This is a genomic window from Phycisphaerae bacterium (genome assembly GCA_035275405.1).
Classification (GTDB): Bacteria; Planctomycetota; Phycisphaerae; order UBA1845; family UTPLA1; genus DATEMU01.
On sequence record DATEMU010000012.1, the window covers coordinates 490,572 to 507,854 of the forward strand.

At 61.6% G+C, this 17,283-nt stretch carries 10 protein-coding genes; 8 read left to right on the top strand and 2 right to left on the bottom strand.

Going from position 1 to position 17,283, the window contains the following annotated elements; translation table 11 throughout:
• The first annotated feature begins 491 nt into the window (after positions 1–491).
• Entirely contained in the window at positions 492–6,668 is a 6,177-nt protein-coding gene (locus VJZ71_14965) for a hypothetical protein (GenBank protein ID HKQ49369.1), read from the top strand.
• 118 nt (positions 6,669–6,786) lie between these two features.
• On the opposite strand, the gene VJZ71_14970 is transcribed toward VJZ71_14965, so the two are convergent.
• Positions 6,787–8,172: an MmgE/PrpD family protein gene (locus tag VJZ71_14970; protein HKQ49370.1), complete on the bottom strand. Its 1,386-nt coding sequence runs from the start codon at positions 8,170–8,172 to the stop codon at positions 6,787–6,789.
• A gap of 90 nt (positions 8,173–8,262) precedes the next feature.
• Between VJZ71_14970 and VJZ71_14975 the strand changes: the two genes are divergently transcribed.
• The 3 genes from VJZ71_14975 to VJZ71_14985 all read left to right on the top strand — a co-directional run bounded on the left by VJZ71_14975 (position 8,263) and on the right by VJZ71_14985 (position 11,612).
• Entirely contained in the window at positions 8,263–9,144 is an 882-nt protein-coding gene (locus VJZ71_14975; GenBank protein HKQ49371.1) for an MBL fold metallo-hydrolase, read from the top strand.
• A 96-nt stretch (positions 9,145–9,240) separates the two neighbouring features.
• The gene (locus tag VJZ71_14980) at positions 9,241–10,398 is read left to right on the top strand and encodes an acyl-CoA dehydrogenase family protein (protein ID HKQ49372.1); all 1,158 of its coding nucleotides are present in this window, start codon (positions 9,241–9,243) and stop codon (positions 10,396–10,398) included.
• Positions 10,399–10,412: 14 nt separating this feature from the next.
• Entirely contained in the window at positions 10,413–11,612 is a 1,200-nt protein-coding gene (locus tag VJZ71_14985; GenBank protein ID HKQ49373.1) for an acyl-CoA dehydrogenase family protein, read from the top strand.
• 153 nt (positions 11,613–11,765) lie between these two features.
• On the opposite strand, the gene VJZ71_14990 is transcribed toward VJZ71_14985, so the two are convergent.
• Complete coding sequence (locus VJZ71_14990; GenBank protein ID HKQ49374.1) at positions 11,766–12,236, bottom strand: hypothetical protein; 471 nt, start codon at positions 12,234–12,236, stop codon at positions 11,766–11,768.
• Positions 12,237–12,544: 308 nt separating this feature from the next.
• Between VJZ71_14990 and VJZ71_14995 the strand changes: the two genes are divergently transcribed.
• From VJZ71_14995 to VJZ71_15010, 4 genes are all read left to right on the top strand, one after another.
• On the top strand, positions 12,545–13,726 hold the full coding sequence (locus VJZ71_14995) for a thiolase family protein (GenBank protein HKQ49375.1): 1,182 nt from the start codon (positions 12,545–12,547) through the stop codon (positions 13,724–13,726).
• A gap of 115 nt (positions 13,727–13,841) precedes the next feature.
• Positions 13,842–14,702 (top strand): 3-hydroxyacyl-CoA dehydrogenase NAD-binding domain-containing protein, encoded by an 861-nt coding sequence (locus VJZ71_15000; protein ID HKQ49376.1) that lies wholly within the window; start codon positions 13,842–13,844, stop codon positions 14,700–14,702.
• A 95-nt stretch (positions 14,703–14,797) separates the two neighbouring features.
• Positions 14,798–15,583, top strand: a complete 786-nt coding sequence (locus tag VJZ71_15005) for an enoyl-CoA hydratase-related protein (protein ID HKQ49377.1) — start codon at positions 14,798–14,800, stop codon at positions 15,581–15,583.
• A gap of 77 nt (positions 15,584–15,660) precedes the next feature.
• Complete coding sequence (locus tag VJZ71_15010; protein HKQ49378.1) at positions 15,661–17,280, top strand: methylmalonyl-CoA mutase family protein; 1,620 nt, start codon at positions 15,661–15,663, stop codon at positions 17,278–17,280.
• Positions 17,281–17,283: the final 3 nt, after the last annotated feature.

A 17,283-nucleotide genomic window follows, 5' to 3' on the forward strand; every position in this document is an offset into this window, starting at 1 on the left:
GCCCTATCGCCACGCCGAGCAAAATCGTTCATTCTCACGCTTAAGTTATTTCCCAGCCTGTACCTTATAAGCCCCATTCGAGGGCCATGGCGGCTGGAGAGGACCTAATGACCTGTGTGTTTGGCATCACATAGACAGGGTATTTTCACCCCAATCAAGGTACCTGTCGGTCACGGATTGCCGTTGAAGCGAGCGGTAATATTGCGGTCCGAAGTCGCGAAAACCGCCTTAAATGACAGGGGTTTGCAACCGATACCCCTTGACTCGGGAGCGCCATTTTTGGTAGCATCGTGTGTTATTGGGTGAAAGTGGATCACGGGCGGGGTACTTCTCTATCCGCCCTAGGACGTGGGAGCGAAAAATCAGCCCGCCTTAATCGAGGCAGGAAAGCAGCGTCCAAGTAGAAAACGTCTTCCTTCGCGTTCCTTCACGCGAGGAAGGATTATCGTCCTTGTTTCGACCTTTTTTGCAAAGGGTAAGGAGTAGGATCGATGGGTAAGCGAACCACAGTAGCACTGGGTTTGACGGTGTCGGCGTGCATGTGTTGGGCGATCGCGACCGCGACGGCGGGCGAAGGCGCTCAACCGGCCGGTAAGAAAGTCGTGGATCCGCGATCGCGATTCACGGTAACGCCCAATAAGATTCAGTTGAGTGAAGAGCAGTTGCGGATCAACGAAAGCGCGGTCGACACGCGCGATCGGAGCTATCTGATCCAGAGCCGCCCACGCGATATTTCGGACGTCCTTCCGACGTGGCCGGCGGTCGCGCCGTTGGGCACGCGGGAACAGCAGTTGCTGGGTGGTCCCCGGAACGTCGGCACCCTGCACTGCCAGTTTGAGCCCTGTACGAATCAGATTTACGAGAACACCGGCGGCAACTCGATCGGTTCCTTCGGCGACCCCGACAACATTCCCCTTTGCGACGACGTGAACTTCCTGCCCTCGTCGACGGACCGGTTTGTCTGCCGCATCAACGTTTCGGTCGGTGGCATCACCGGCGGCGGCGCGACCGATTCCTTTACCATGTCCATGCGGTCCGGAAACTTTCTGCCGATTTGCCCGGACGATCCGGCCTCTCTGGTGTTGTTCTGCGAGACGCGCAACTTCCAATTGGTCAACCCGCCCGTCATCGTGACGTTTGACATGGATCCGCCGATCCTGATCGATTCCAATTTTGTGTGGATTTGCATGCAATCGGAGAACGGCGACGCGGCGTGGAGCATTTCCACGACCGCCGAGCAGGGCTTTACCGAGGACGACATTGTCATTCCCAATACGGTGAGAGTGTGGCCGGATTGCGAGCCCGGCAACGGCGGTACCGGATTCTGCGAGGATTTGGGCGCGGGCCAGACGGACGACTACTTCTTCTACGGCGGGCCTCCTACGATCGCCGGTATGTACATTGAAATTTTTGCGAACCCCGGCCCATTGGGAGCTTGCTGCAATCGTGACAATGAGCCCGCGACCTGCGCGGACAGTGTCACGCGAGCGGCGTGTATCGCGTTGAGCAGTACGGCCAAGTGGAAAGAAGGGGTTTGTGCCGATTTCGATGACACGACGCCCCTCTGTACGACTTGTTTGACGGAAGCTGATTGTCTGACGGCCGATCCGGGCGGGTCCGCTGAGCCGAATTGCGGCCCTGGCTACGTCGATGTCACCAACCAAGGTTGCGAGGCGGCTCCGAACGCATTTGAGGCGCTGGCCTGCGGTGAGTCCGTGTGCGGCACGGCGGGGACTTTCCAGTCCTTCTGCACCGCCGACACCGATTGCAATCAGGGTGTCACCTGCGTGAGCAGCGTCTGTCAGGGCTCTGATGACGCGCGGGACAGCGATTGGTATCAGATCGTCCTGACGCAGGATACCGCCGTCACCGTAACGATCGAAGCCCGCTTCGACGTTGAAGCCATCCTGGTTCAGAACGGCGGCGACCCGCAGAACTGTGTCGCCGACCCGACCTTTTTGAACTTTGCCACGGGCAAGGCCTGCGATGTGGTAACGATTAATCGCTGTCTGCCTGCCGGCACGTGGTGGGTCCGTGTCCGACCGGATGCGTTCTCGGGCGTGGCGTGCAGCACTCGGTACTTGATCACATTATCCTGCGGCAGTTGTTCGTTGCCGACCGGTGCGTGTTGCGAAGAGAGCGAGGCGGGCTGCGCGCAACTCGCTCAGATCGCCTGCGAAGGCCGCGGCGGCCAATACCTGGGCGACAACACGACGTGCGGCGTCGAAGGCGCGGACTGCCCCGGTATCCCTTCGAACGATGCTTGCGAAGACAAGATTTCGTTGACGGCGCTGGCCGTATCCCTGACGTTTGATACGTCTTTTGCCAATGATACGGATCTGCCTCCCGCCGGACAGGACGTTCCCGCGGCATGTGAATTCGGAAACAACACGGCCCCGTTGCCTGCGATTCGTCAGGACGTTTTCTACAACTACCGAATCCCGACGGTGTACAACGGCGTTGCGGTTCAGTCGGGCGTCCTTGTTATCAGTACGTTTGGGTTTGAGGCCGAAAACGAGGGCGGCGGCGGTCTGGATACCTTCGTCGTGGTCTATGGCGACGCGGTGGCGCAGGGCGGAGGCCAGGCGTGCGGAGCGACGCTTTGCGAAGAGGCTCAGATCGCGTGCAGCGACGACCGACTCAATGACGGGACGGAGTTCAAGCGGAACAGCCTTTCCCACCTGGAACTCCCCGTCGAAATCAACAGCAACCAGTTTTTCGATCCGGGCGATTGCATCAAGATTCGCGTGGGACGCGGCCGCGCAGGCGTGGTCCCCAGCCGGCCATTGGGCGGCCCCGGGTTCTTGAACATTGACTTTATCCCGACGAGTCCCGCGCCGTTCGTACAGGGCGCCGGCGGTACGGGTCGGTGCTGCTTCTATGACTCCGGCACCGAAGCCGTTGCCTGTCAGATCTCCAATGTCGATACGGATTGTAACAATGCCGGCGGTTTCTACCGCCAGTTCACCGACTTCAACCAGGGCGATCCGCTTGGACTTGAAGATTACGCAGGTTGCAAGTCCGATCCGTGTCCGGAGACGGGCGATGCCTGCTATACCGCCATCAACCTGAACGCGGAGTTCGGCGGCGGATCGGGTGTATTGACCCGCGATACGCACGGAATTTTGTGGTGCAAGTACACGGTTCCGGTGGGCGTGACGGGCGTCCTCTTCGAAAGCTGCGGCAGCGACGGGTTCTTTAACCCGTTTGTCGGCGTCTTCACGGCGTCGGCGTTCAATGCCTCGACGGGTGACTGTGTTATTCCCGCGAGTACGCAAACCTGGCCGGACAATCCGACGGCGCTGGCCTTGCAAGACGACTGCACCGCGGACCAGGCGGACTCTTCCATACAGTCGTCCTGCATCGGCCCCATCAACTTTACGGGCAACTTCTGTGCCTGTATCCCGGTTGGCGCCGCCGATCCCACCGGTGAAGCCGGCGAGGGAGACACGATTTATATCGCGTGTGGAAATTCGAACGTGGCCGGCGGGCAATTTGAATTCACGGGTTCGCCCCGGCCGGTCATCGTACCGGCGACGGACCCGTTGGATGAACCCTTGCATTATGTGCTGACGGTGACTTCGTTCACCACAGGTTGCATCAGCTGTCCGGCGACTTGTCCCGGCGGTTCAAACGCTGAAGGCGAGGCCATTTGCGAGGATTCCAACGATCCTGGAACGGTGGACGCCCTGGGTCCCCAGGATACTTTTAACGGCGGCTGCTTCGCGGTTCCCCCGACCTTTAACTACCCGTTGATTACGTGCAGCACGACGCCGTACGTCATTTGCGGCAAGGCCGGAAACTTCCGAAATCCGTTCCCGTGCGACGCACCGGCGGATTGTCCAAATACCGAGCCTTGTGCCGGTGGTGCGTGCGAAGACGCTTCGTTCATTAATCGCGATACCGACTGGTATAAAGTGGAGGTGTTGACGGCAGCGACCATCCGCTGGCGCGCCGTGTCCATGGAATTTGCGCCGGAAATGGCGATCATCGGTGACCCGTCGGGCGATTGCCAGAACGCGGTGACCCTGGCCTTCGACTCTATTACGTTCCCCTGTGAGCCGCCGACCGGCACCGCGAACACGCTGGAAGTGACGGCCGCGGTGTGCGCCGGGACGTACTACGTGTACGTCGCTCCGAACGTGTTCGGAGGCGTCGGCGAGGCGCCGTGCAGCGCGGACTACACCGTGGAATTGTCGTGCGAGCCGTTCGTGCAACTTGCCGAATGCTGTCCGGGCGACATGAATAACGACGGTAAGGTCAACGGTCGCGATATTTCCAAGTGGATCGACACGTTGTTCTTCCCGCCGACGATCTTTGACGAATTCCAGGGATGTTTCGCGGCGAACTTCTGCCGCGGAGACCTTTCGAACGATGGTCAGATCACGCTGGCCGGCGATCTCAACCCGTTCGTGAACCTGCTGGTTCAATTGAGCAAGCCGGTTTGTACTCCGGTCGGGGCGGATTGCTTCGATCCAGCCTCGGGCCAGCCTCCGGGTCCGCTGGAGACCGGCGAGGTCGGCGCGGTGCAAAGCGACATTGATACGAGCAATGACCGCCGCGCGGCCGATTGCTTCTGTCCAACTGAGAATGGCGTCATCACCAATATTTGTTGGTGGGGCACCTATCTGAACGTGGCGGGTGATGAGTGCGGACCTGAACCGGATTGCTTCAAGGTGACGTTCCGCAACAACAATAACGGCGCGGGCCGCTGCCCTGGCACGGTTCTCGCTCCCGGCGCCCTCGCTCCGGATGGGTGGCAATTCCTCGACTCCGGCACCGGCGCGGTGACGCGGACGGCGACCGGTGGGACGATCGCTCCGACCGGCACGACCGAGGGCGGTACCGTTACGGAATATGCCTACACGGCAACGCTGGCGGTTCCGATTGCGGTAACAGCCGGCCAATGCCTGTGGATTGAAATCGTCAACGATACTCCGGTCAGCGATTGCAAGTGGTATTGGGAGACGTCGCCGCTGGGCGATTCCCTCCACGCGGAAATCGATGTCGACACGGCCCCGCCGGAAGGCGATCCGCCGTCGGGAACCCTGCCGACCGATTACAGCGCGTGCAGCAGCGTAAATGTCGTCGCCTTGGATATGGCGTTCAGCCTCGGCGTCCGCATCGACAAGGAAGGCTGCGGGCCGCCCCCGGGCCGGTGCTGCTACGACATCGCGCCGCTCGGCACGCTCGATTGTCTCGTTACTACGAAGGATCGCTGCGAGGCGATTTACTTCGGCGAGTGGGTCGAAGGCGGAAGCTGTCCGCCGAGTCCGGCGTGCACCGTGGGCCGGTGCTGTTATATCAATCCGGCGAATCCGACGCAGACCCTCTGCGCGAATACCATGAAGTCCACATGCGACAATCTCGACCAAACATCGCCGCAGCTTTCGCCGCGACCGGGCCTCTGGACGGCCGCCACGACCTGTGCGACGGCGTGCCCGACCGGTCACTGCTGCTCGGGTGATCCGGCGGCGTGCACGATCGAGACCGAGATTCGCTGTCTGGACCTGGGCGGGACCGCCTGGTCCGCCGGGACGAACTGCACCGGCTTCACCTGCCCGACGGCGATTTGCGACGACGGCGCTCGATGCCAGACGCCGCACGTTCTCAGCAACGTGCAGCAGGGCGGCTACGTGAGCGACGCCGACAATTCAACGTTGACGGCGGATGATTTCCGGCCCAATGCCAATGGGACCATCAGTCAGATTTGCTGGCGCGGGTTCCATTCGTCCAACGGCTGCGACGGCGGCGTCGGCGGTGCGGAAACCTTCCGCGTCAGGTTCTTCCGAACGACCGGCAGCCTCCCCGATATCACTCAACAACTCGGCGGGGATTACAACGTGACTCCGGCCAAGACGATTCCGATCCCGAACGAGGCGTCGGGCGGTACGCTCAACAGCCAGCAGTACAAATACGATGCGTTCCTCAATCCACCGATCAGCGTGAGCGCCGGCCAGTGTTACTGGGTAGAGATCCAGAACACGACGGTCGCTGCTTCGTGCGTCTGGTTGTGGGCCACATCGACCGAGGGCAATAACCGCGCGGCCATCCGCAACACGGGCGGAGGCGCGTTTAACTATCAGCTCCTCGATCGCGACCTGGCGTTCTGCCTTGGATTGGTGAGCGTGAACGCGGCGAGTTGTGCATACACCCCGGCGGTCCCGACGAACAACGCTTGTGCGTCGGCGATCCTCATTAGCACCAACGTGACGGTGGTCGGTACGACCATTGGCGCGACGCGTGACGGAACGGCACAGTGTGGAAATTCCAACACGACTGCCGGCGACGTCTGGTATCGAGTCAATTCCGGCCCCGATATCGGAATTAGCCCGAATAGAACGATGACCATCGCGCTATGCGGCATCGGAACGACGTATGACTCGGTGATCTCGGCCCACCAAACCGTTCCGGCGGTCCCGGTGGAATGTCCGGGAACCACGGGTACATCGACGCTTCCGACGACGCAACATTGCGACGATGAGGGCTGCACGACGGGCTTGGGAACCAACCAGCTCTTCTTCCCGAACCGCCAGGCCCGCAAAGTCCTGCCCGATGCGTCCATCAACCCGAACACGGATTACCTTATTCGTGTCGCGGGCAAGGAAGCTACCGGGAACCAAGGGCCGGCGAAGGGTGTCTTCAGGCTCATTGTGACCCGACCGTAATAGCGGTCCGAACAGTTAAGTTTTCACCGGCCTCCGAAGTGACATGCTTCGGAGGCCGGTTTTTTTGGCGAAAATCGCGCGGCAGGAGATTGGTCGGGGGCGGAAACGAGAATTCGGCTCAGCGTGTTCGCCCGGCGACCACGTCGAATTGCCAGAGCGCTTTGACGTCGCGGAGTCGATCGAGCGACCACATCTGGTCCAGGAGCCGGTCCTGGGCTCGGGCGGACACAACGCCTTCGGCAAGAGTGCGGAACTTTCGCTCGACCTCGTCGTCGGACATGGGGTTGCCGGCGTGGCCGCGCGGGTATTTGACGGTTTTTTCGTAGACCCTGCCGTCCGCCATGCGGACCTTGAGCCGGTTGGGGATGCCGTCGGGGTAACCGCGATTGAGGTCGGCGGCTTCAACAATGGTCGTGTGGTCGAGGAGCTTGAGGTACTTCTTGTCGGTGAACTTTTTCGGCGAGAAGGTCTCCCGCGTGACGTCGCCGTCGATCAGGGCGGCGACGGTCATGTAGCCCATGCTATGGTCGGCCGTCTCGCGGCTGGTAGGGCGCCATTTTTCAGGCTCGCTACCGATGATGGAGACGGCGGCCTCGAAAGACTCCATTTCCAGCTTGCGGATGTCCTTCCAGGTGTAGCCGTCGTCGAGAAAGCGGCGGCGGATCTGGAGGGCCGCGTCGATCGAACTTTGGGCGTGGTATTCCGCGGGCCAAAACTTGATGTAGGTCTTGTTGATCATGTAGCCGGTCGATTTGGAGCCGAGCTTCACGTCGAATTTGCGGCCGGTGAGCATCTTGAACACGCCCTTGGGGCCTTCGAAGATCTCGTGCGGGCCGGTGAAGCCCTGGCGGGCGAGGTTGGCGGCGAAGACGGCGTTGCGAGCGGCGTTGGAGAAGGCGCAGGCCTTCCACATGGAGATCTGGCCGGTGCGGGTCTGGCGGGTGGCGATATTGCAGACGCCGGCGAGCCCCTGGGCGTGGACCATCTGCTCTGTGGAGAGGCCCCAGAGTTTTGCGGCCCCCAGGGTCGAACTAAACGCCCCGTATGTGACGTGGTCCCAGCCGTTGGCCCGGAGCGAAGCTGCGTCGCACAGGCGACACTGGATTTCATAGGCGATGACCGTGGCGAGGATAAGGTCGCGACCGGACCTCCCGGCGGTTTGAGCGACCGCCAAGGTGGCTGCAATGTTATCGGACGGGTGGGCTGGTTCCTTGGAGAGGTAGGTGTCGTTGTAATCCAGGTAGCGAATGTGGGCACCGTTGGCGAAGGCCGCAAGGTCCGGCGTCGTGCGGTGCTTCGTTCCAACGACCACTGAACCCCCTCTTGCGGCCGGCACGCCGAGGGCTGTCTGACGGGCGATTGTCGCAGGCTTGGATCGATAGGCCCCCAACGCGGTCCCCAGCGAGTCGATGAAGCGGCGTTTCACCTCGTGGATCGCCGCGGGTGTCAGGTCGGTATGTTTGAGCCGGTGGGTCCAGTGGGCCAGTTTCTCTGCAAGCAACATCAAAAGACTCCTTGGTGGCCGCTTCCTTGGTGCGGGGGCGAGATTAGACAATAGAATGCTCTCCGGCTCAACAGGACTCAACAGGTGACGATGACCACCGCTCGACGAGGACCAATAGCCACTCCGCCGCGTGCCACCGTCGGCGACCTGATCGTGACCATACTCGACGGGGGTCATCTGTGGCTCGACGGCGGGGCCATGTTCGGCATTATTCCCAAGCCGCTGTGGTCGAAGGTGGTGGAGGTCGACGAGGCCAACCGCATCCCGCTGGCGACGAGTTGCTTTCTGGTGGAGACGGGCGGACAGCGAATTCTTGTGGAGTCCGGAACCGGCCCCAAGATCAAGTACAGCGAGAAGGAGCAGGGGTTCTTCAGTTTCAGCGACCACTGGATCGTCGATTCGCTTGCAGCGGCGGGGGTCGAACGGGAATCCATCAACCTTGTGCTTCTGACCCACCTCCACTTCGACCATGCCGGGGGCGCGACGATGCCGGACGGGCGCGGCGGGTATGTTCCTACTTTTCCGCGGGCCAAGTACGTTGTGCAGCGCGGAGAGTGGCAGGATGCCGTTGAAGGACATGCCGTGATGACCGGGACGTATCGAAAAGAAAATTTGGAGCCGTTGGAGCGGGCCGGGGTGCTTGCTTTCGCGGATGGCGAGGCAGAGATCGCGCCGTGCGTCTCGGTGCGCGTGCTTCCCGGCCACACTCGGCATCAGCAGGGAGTAGTGTTTTCCAGCGGCGGGCGGCAGGCGGTATTGCCGGCGGACCTGATGCCGACGTCGGCCCATGTCGGCCTGCGGCATAACATGGCGTACGACCTGATGCCGTTCGAGAATATGCAAAATAAGGCACGGCTCCTGTCGGAGGCATCGACCGGCGGCTGGACGCTCCTTCTCGGACAGGATCCGGTTAACGCCGTTTGGGCCGTCTCCACGGACGAGCGAGGCCGGTCTTCGCTTCAGGCCACTTGATGGCGTCCGACGGGCGGCTTTGACGCTGCGCCGCTGTCGCATAGAATGGGGGTTTCTGACGGAATCCCCTTGGTTGTTATTGAGGGCTGACGAAACGTGGAATTCAATCTTCCGGAAGAATTAGTCGCCTTTCGCGATCTGACGCGGAGCTTTGCGGCCGAACGGATCGCTCCATTTGCCCGCGAGTGGGATGCGAAGAAGTGGCTGCCCGATGAAGTGGTCGCGGAAATGGGCAAGATCGGCCTGTTGGGCGTGACCGTCCCTGAGGAATATGGCGGCGCGGGCCAGGGCCTGCTGGCGATGACGGTCGTGGTGGAAGAGATCGCGCGCTGGTGTGGCGGAACGGCGCTGTTTGTCGCGGCGCACAGCGGGCTGTGCACGACGCATATCCGGCTGGCGGGCAATGATGCACAGAAGAAAAAGTGGCTGCCCAGGCTGGCGACGGGGGAGGTTATTGGTTCGTGGTGTCTGAGCGAGCCGGACTGCGGTTCGGATGCCGAGGCGCTGACCACGCGTGCGGAGAAGACGAAGAACGGCTGGGTGCTCAACGGGCGAAAGTTCTGGATTACGAACGGCAAGCGCGCCGGCGTCTTCGTGGTGACGGCGCGGACGAAGCCGGAGCGCGGACCGCGGACGATTTCCGCGTTTATCGTGGAGGGGGATCGCCCGGGACTGATTATCGGGGAACCCGAGGACAAGATGGGGATGCGGGCCAGCGATACGGTCCCCGTGACGCTCGAAAATTGCGAAATCCCCGAGGAGAACCTGTGCGGCGAACTGCACGCCGGGTATGTTGACGCGCTGCGGGTCCTGGACCGGGGGCGGTGCACGATCGGGTCTCTGTCGGTCGGGCTGGCCCGCGGCTGTCTGGAAGAGGCGGTCAAGTATGCGGCCGAGCGGCACACCTTTGGTGTTCCGTTGCACTCGCATCAAGCTATCCAGTTCAAGCTGGCAGACATGGAGACGCAGGTGGAAGCGGCCCGGCTTCTGGTTCGCCAAGCGGCCTGCACGCATGATGCCGGCCGGCCGGACAAGGAACTGTGCTCGATTGCCAAGCTCTTCGCATCCGAAATGGCCAGCCGAGTTGGATGGGAATCGATCCAGATTCACGGGGGCGCAGGATATACGAAGGACGTTTGCGTCGAACGGCTCTTGCGCGACAACAAACTCTGCGAGATCGGCGAGGGATCCAGCGAAGTGCAGCGAATGCTCATTTCGCGGGCGGAATTCAAGCGACGGACGGCGGCGGCCTAGAGTGGGGTGACAGGATGAGTGATGCGGCGACGATGGCAGGCGAGGTGATCCCGTTCGGCTATGAGCTGGATGAGGACCACGTGATGCTGCGCGACAGCATCCGCGAGTTCGCGCGCAACGTCGTCGCGCCGGGGGCGATGGAGCGGGACATCAAGGGGGAGTTTCCGGCGGAGGTCATCAAGCAGCTCGGCGAGATGGGCTATCAGGGAATCTGCATACCCGAGGAATATGGCGGGGCGGGGTTGGATGCGCTGGCGTCGGCGATCGTGGTCGAGGAATTGTCTTACGCGGATGCCTCGGTCGGCGTGATCAACAGCGTTCAGAATTCGCTGGTGATCGACCCCATTCTCAAATTCGGCACGGACGATCAAAAGAAAAAGTGGCTCCCGAAGATGGCCAGCGGCGAGTGGCTCAACTGCTTCTCGCTGTCCGAGGCCGGCTCGGGCAGCGACGCCGGGGCCATGAAATGCCGTGCCCATCTCAAGGGCGGCGAGTGGGTGATCAATGGCACCAAGATGTGGGTGACGAACGGCGCGGAGGCGGACATCATCCTGCTCTTTTGCCGGACAGAGGATACGGAGCGGCGGAACGCCAGCTGCTTCATCGTCCCCAAGGACACTCCCGGCATCACCGTCGGCAAGCACGAGGACAAGCTCGGCATTCGCGGCAGCAGCACGACGGAGATTATCTTCGAGAATTGCAAAGTGCCCGCGGAGAACATGCTCGGCGAGCGCGGCAACGGCCTGAAGATCGCGTTGACGGCAATCGATGGCGGGCGGCTGGGGATTGCCGCGCAGGCACTAGGGATCGCCGAGGCGGCGCTGGATCGGTCGGTCGATTATGCAATGCAGCGCAAGCAGTTCGGCAAGTCGCTGTCGGAGTTTCAGGCGATCCAGTGGAAGATCGCGGACATGGCGACGCGGATCGCCGCATCGCGAGCGCTGCTCTACAAGGGCTGCTGGATGAAGGAACAAGAAGGGCATTCGCTGCACATTCCCGCCATGGCCAAGGTGTTCGCCGCCGAGACGGCGTCGTTTTGCGCCAACCAGGCCATTCAGATCTTCGGCGGCATGGGCTATTGCCGCGAAGGCGAAGTCGAGCGTTATCTCCGCGACGCGAAGATCACCGAGATCTATGAGGGCACCAGCGAGATGCAGCGCATGACGATCGGAGAGTCGCTGGTTCGGCATCCCGAACGACTTACGGAAATCTAGTCCACTCCATCCACCCCACACATCTTAAATTCCACGCTTACTGTCGGAAGCAGGGATAGCGTTGGCATCCTTTCCACCATCCTGCTTGCCGGGTCCGGTTTCATCTCGTCGTGGGGAAATAACGTGGTCGGTTAGCCTGAATTCAGTCTCTATTTAAAGGTGGGCGCTAACCTTTTTTTGACGCAGCACATAGGGTGCTTCGAACAGAATCAGGAGATACCACCGATGCCGAACCGTAGAAAAAACATGCAGAACAAACGCCAACGACCTGGCAACGGCCGTGGACGCAATGGGAATCTCGGCGGCCGGAGTGTCCGCGGAGGGGCCGCAGCCCCCTCGCGCAAACGGGCGAACATCGAGCAGGAGGAACGGAACCAAGAGTGAGACGCCGCGGTGGCGCCTCTTAAGATGTTGCATTTCGCGCTTGTGCGCGAAGCAGAGAAGAAAGACGAGGATGACACTATGGCGACGAAACCTACACAACAGAGTGGTGGCCGATCGCAAGAAGATTTGGATCGCGACCGTCGAAGCGGCCAGGGTCAAGGCCAGGGCCAAGGCCAAGGCCAGGGCCAGCAAGGCCAAAGGCAGAATCAGGGCCAGGGCCAGTCGGATCAGGAGCGCCAACGGCAGGGCAATCCTGGATCGCGAGCCCAGTCGACGGGACAGGGCCGGGAAAACGAGAGCCGGCGGGAAGCTGAGGACATGGAACGCGACGAGTCATCCCGCGAAGATCAGGAACGGCAGACGCCGTAGTCGCTGATCTGACAGTTGAAATGTCGAAAAGAGAGGCTTGGCGGAAAATCGCTGAGCCTCTTTTTGTTTCCTTTTTGGGCACTTCGCTGAAATCCCCTCTTGCCCGGCGGCTCCTTATAATACGAGTGAGCGGGACCGCGCGTAGCGGTCGTGGTAAAGCGTAGCGGGAGCAACTGGTTATGCCTCGAAGTGTAATTGTCGGAGCCAAGCGAAGCCCCATGGGGAAGTTCCTGGGGACCCTTTCACCCCTCACCGCGCCGGAGATAGGCGCTCACGTGGCCAGGACGTTGTTGAAGGAAGTCGGCTGTCCGCCCGAGATGGTGGACTGGGCCCTCATTGGCGAAGTGCTGCAGGCCGGCGTCGGGCAGAACCCCGCGCGGCAGGTAGCGTTGAAGGCCGGACTGCCAGTGACCATCACCGCAGTGACGGTGAACCAGGTGTGCGGCAGCGGCCTCCGTGCCGCGATGAACGCCGACAATAACATCCGGCTCGATCAGGCGAAGATCATTCTGACCGGGGGGATGGAGAGCATGTCCAACGCGCCCTACTACGTCCGCGGGACGCGGACTGGCGCGACCAAGTTCGGCGATATCAAGCTGGAGGATGGAATGATCGCCGACGGGCTGACCTGCCCCTTCGAAGGTTGGCACATGGGGTTCGCGGCCGAGTACACGGCAAAGAAATACAACGTGACGCGCGGGGACCAGGACGCCTTCGCTGTGGAGAGCCATCGTCGGGCGTCCGAAGCGCAGAAGTCCGGGAAGTTCAAGAATTCCATCGCCCCGATCGAGATCGTGAATAAGAAGGAGACCGTCGTATTCTCCGAGGATGAGTCGATCCGCCACGGCGTCACGATGGCGGACCTGGCCAAGCTTAAGCCGGCGTTCGATCCCGCGGGGACGGTGACGGCGGGCAACTCGTCGCAGCTCACGGACGGCGCGGCGATGGCGCTTTTGGCGTCGGAAGATGTCGCCAAACAGCGCGGCTGGCCGATTCGGGCGCGGATCGTGGCGCATACGACCTACGGCGTCGAGCCAAAAGAACTGTTCATGGCGCCGGTCGGTGCGGTGCGGCAGCTCGTCGATAAGGCGGGGCTCAAGCTCTCCGACATCGATCTGTTCGAGATCAACGAGGCGTTTGCGGCACAGATGGTGGCGTGCATGCGCGGGCTGGAGATTTCCCACGAGCGCGTGAACGTCTTCGGCGGGGCGATCGCGCTGGGACATCCGATTGGGTGCAGCGGGGCGCGGGTGCTGGCGACGCTGATCAACGCGCTGGAGGAGCGGAACCTTAAGCGCGGCATCGCGACGTTGTGTCTGGGCGGGGGGAACGCGGTGGCGATGCTCATTGAGCGTCCGTAAGCCCCGGGATTTCCGCAGGATACAGGTCCTTTTTCCCGCCGGTTTCGATTGGCTCGCCAATTTGGTTCCGTTATAATGGGCCATTCTGACGCTGCCTTCGCAGCATGGACTTGGAATGGGAATCGAATCGGCTGTCATCATCGGTACCGGTACCATGGGCCGGGGGATCGCGCAGGTCTCCGCGACTGCCGGGCTTACGACGTACCTCTACGATGTCAGCCCCGAACAGGTGAAGAAGGCCCTGGCGGAGATCGACAAGAGCCTGGGCAAACTTGTCGAGAAGGGCAAGCTCCCCGCCGACAAGGCCGGCGGCGCGAAGTCCAATTTGAAATCGTGCTCCTCGCTCGACGAGATCGCGTGGCCCAAGGTGGGCATCGTGATCGAGGCGATCTTTGAGAACTTTGAGGCCAAGGTCGCGCTGTACAAGCAGGTTCAACCGCGCCTGTCGACTGCGGCGATCCTGGCGAGCAACACGAGCAGCATCAGCATCACCAAGCTGGCGGCGGCGACGGATCGGCCTACGAAGTTCATCGGGATGCACTTTTTCAATCCCGTGCCGTTGATGACGCTGGTTGAGGTGATTCGCGGCCTGCAAACGGATGCCGCAACGATCGAGGCGGTCGAAGCGCTGGCGAAGCAGATGGGCAAGAACCCGCTGCGGTGCAACGACATGCCGGGATTTGTGAGCAATCGCGTGTTGATGCCGATGATCAACGAGGCGGCGTTCGCGCTGATGGAGAACGTGGCGGACGCGGAGACCATCGACGAGATCATGAAACAGGGCTGCAACTTCCCGATGGGCCCGCTGACGCTGGCGGATTTCATCGGGGTGGATGTTTGCTTGAATATCCTGGACGTGCTGTACCGCGATCTGGGCGATCCGAAATTCCGCCCGTGTCCCTTGCTGAAAAAGATGGTGGACGCGGGCTGGCTGGGCCGAAAGTCGGGACGTGGGTTCCACGTGTATTCGGCGTAAGTGGGGCGGCGCATGGCCGCACGTTCGTGCGGCGCGTTCATTCGCATTCTGCGAGCCGCAACCTGGGAAGAGGCGATTTCGAAAGGGCTGTCGAAATGAGTCACACAGACGTTCTCTTTGAGGCGAATGGACAGGTCGCGCGCATCACGTTTCGCGGGGACGACGGAATCAACCTGCTTTCCGTGCCGGTAATGGCGGCGGTCGAGGCGCGGCTGGATGAAATCGCGCAGCAGCCGGACATTCGCGTCCTGATATTCACGGGCGAGGGCCGGACGTTTATTGCGGGCGCGGACATTGACGAGTTGGCCAACGCTCCGGGAGATGCCGGAAAAGAGGTCGCCCGCCGCGGACAGCGGTTCATGAATCGCGTCGCCAACTTCGATCACGCTGTGACGATCGCGGCGATCAACGGGGCGGCATTGGGCGGCGGGTGCGAACTCGCGCTGGCCTGCGATCTTCGCGTGATGGCGGACACGGCGACCATCGGGTTTCCGGAAGTGCGTCTTGGACTTATCCCCGGCTGGGGCGGAACACCGAGGGCGTTTTCGCTGGTCGGTCCGGCGCGCGTGCGGCGGATGCTGCTGACCGGCGAACCGCTGACCGGGGAGGTTGCGGCGGCGGCCGGTCTGGTGGACGAATGCGTGCCGGCGGGTGAACTGGCGGCGACGACGGATCGGCTGGCCAAGGGGATTCTCTCCAACGGGCCGTCGGCGGTGCGGTTAGCCAAGCATGTGCTCTGCGCTCACGAGGCGTCGTGGCTGGAGAAGGGCTTCGCCGGGGAGGCGGAATGCTTCGGCAAGGCCTTCCGCGGGGAGGAATCGCGCGAGGGGTTGAAGGCGTTTCTCGAAAAGCGGCAACCGAGCTGGGCGGGGGCGCTGTAAGGGAAGACCTCGTGATTCCGGTTGGGATTCTCCCTTCGGCGCCTTCCCGCTAAAATGCCTCGTAGCGAGGACAACGCATGATTCAGCAAAAAGAGACGCACCATCCCGGCGAAATCAACAAGCACAGCACCATCTCCGGACGACCGGTTCAGACGGTCTACCGGCCCGAGGACATCGCGGAGGTGGACTACGAGACGCACCTCGGTGATCCCGGCGAGTACCCGTTCACGCGCGGGGTGCATCGCGATCTGTATCGGAAAAAGCTTTGGACGATGCGACAGTTCGCCGGTTTCGGGTCGGCCCGGCAGACCAATGAGCGGTTCAAGTTTCTCATGGCGAGGGGACAGACCGGCCTGTCCACGGCGTTTGATTTGCCCACGCTGATGGGACGAGATGCGGACGATCCGCTGTCGGTCGGTGAGGTCGGGCGCTGCGGCGTGGCGATCAGTTCGCTGGCGGATTATGAGGTGTTGTTCGATGGGATCAATCTCGGCGACGTCTCTGTTTCCATGACGATCAACGCCCCGGCGGCGATTTTGATCGCGTTTTACATCGCCACCGCAGACAAGGAGGGCGTGGCCCGAAAGGACCTTCGCGGTACCTGCCAGAACGATATCCTCAAGGAGTTTCATGCTCAGAACGAGTTCGTCTTTCCCCCAGCCGAGAGCGTCCGTCTCGTCGCCGATACGATCGAGTTTTGTGCGAAGGAATTACCGCAGTACAACGCCGTGTCGGTCAGCGGTTATCACATCCGCGAGGCCGGCTCGACGGCCGGTCAGGAGTTGGCGTTTACCCTGGGCGACGGTCTTGCCTATGCTCAATCGTGCGTCGATCGCGGCATGGATATCGATTCGTTCGCCCCGCGGCTGTCGTTTTTCTTTAACAGCCACAACGATTTCTTCGAGGAGATCGCCAAGTTCCGCGCCGCCCGGCGGCTGTGGGCGTGGTACATGAAAGAACGGTTCGGGGCGAAGAACGAGCGGTCGATGTGGCTCCGCTTCCACGCCCAGACGGCCGGTTGCAGCCTCTATTCCAAACAGCCGCACGTGAATCTCATGCGCGTCGCCTATCAGGCGATGGCCGGGGTCCTCGGTGGTTGCCAAAGCCTGCACACTAACAGCATGGACGAGACGGTCTGCCTGCCGACGGAGCACGCTGTGACGCTGGCGTTGCGGACGCAGCAGGTGCTGGCCTATGAGACCGGGGTGACGAATACGGTCGATCCGCTCGGCGGGAGTTATTTTGTCGAGTCGCTGACGAACCAGTTGGAGGCGGAGGCCCGCGAATACATCGAGGAAATCGACGAGATGGGCGGAATGATCGCGGCCATCGAGAACGGTTACGTTCGCCGCGAGATCGCCGACGCGGCTTACAAATACAACCAGGCCGTGGAACGCGGCGACAAGAAGCTCGTCGGCGTGACGGATTACACGGACGACGACGGCCCGCAGATCGATGTCCTCAAGATCGGTAATGAAGTTGAAGCGGAGGTGGTGGGCAACATCAAGCGGATGAAGGCCACTCGCGACATCGCGAAGGTGAAATCCTCGCTCTCCCGCATTACGGCTGACGCGAATGCCGGTACGAACGTGATGCCAGCGCTCATCGAAGGAGCGAAGGCGTACGCGACCGTCGGTGAGATGATGGGGGCGCTGGAGCTGGCGCTGGGGCGGTTTGATACCGGACAGATTTGGTAGCGC

Excerpts from the sequence above, each read along its gene's own strand:
- VJZ71_15005 (HKQ49377.1), top strand. The coding sequence starts at position 14,798 with ATGAGTCACACAGACGTTCTCTTTGAGGCGAATGGACAGGTCGCGCGC.
- VJZ71_14965 (HKQ49369.1), top strand. The coding sequence starts at position 492 with ATGGGTAAGCGAACCACAGTAGCACTGGGTTTGACGGTGTCGGCGTGC.
- VJZ71_14975 (HKQ49371.1), top strand. The coding sequence starts at position 8,263 with ATGACCACCGCTCGACGAGGACCAATAGCCACTCCGCCGCGTGCCACC.
- VJZ71_15010 (HKQ49378.1), top strand. The coding sequence starts at position 15,661 with ATGATTCAGCAAAAAGAGACGCACCATCCCGGCGAAATCAACAAGCAC.
- VJZ71_14985 (HKQ49373.1), top strand. The coding sequence starts at position 10,413 with ATGAGTGATGCGGCGACGATGGCAGGCGAGGTGATCCCGTTCGGCTAT.
- VJZ71_14970 (HKQ49370.1), bottom strand. The coding sequence starts at position 8,172 with ATGTTGCTTGCAGAGAAACTGGCCCACTGGACCCACCGGCTCAAACAT.
- VJZ71_15000 (HKQ49376.1), top strand. The coding sequence starts at position 13,842 with ATGGGAATCGAATCGGCTGTCATCATCGGTACCGGTACCATGGGCCGG.
- VJZ71_14995 (HKQ49375.1), top strand. The coding sequence starts at position 12,545 with ATGCCTCGAAGTGTAATTGTCGGAGCCAAGCGAAGCCCCATGGGGAAG.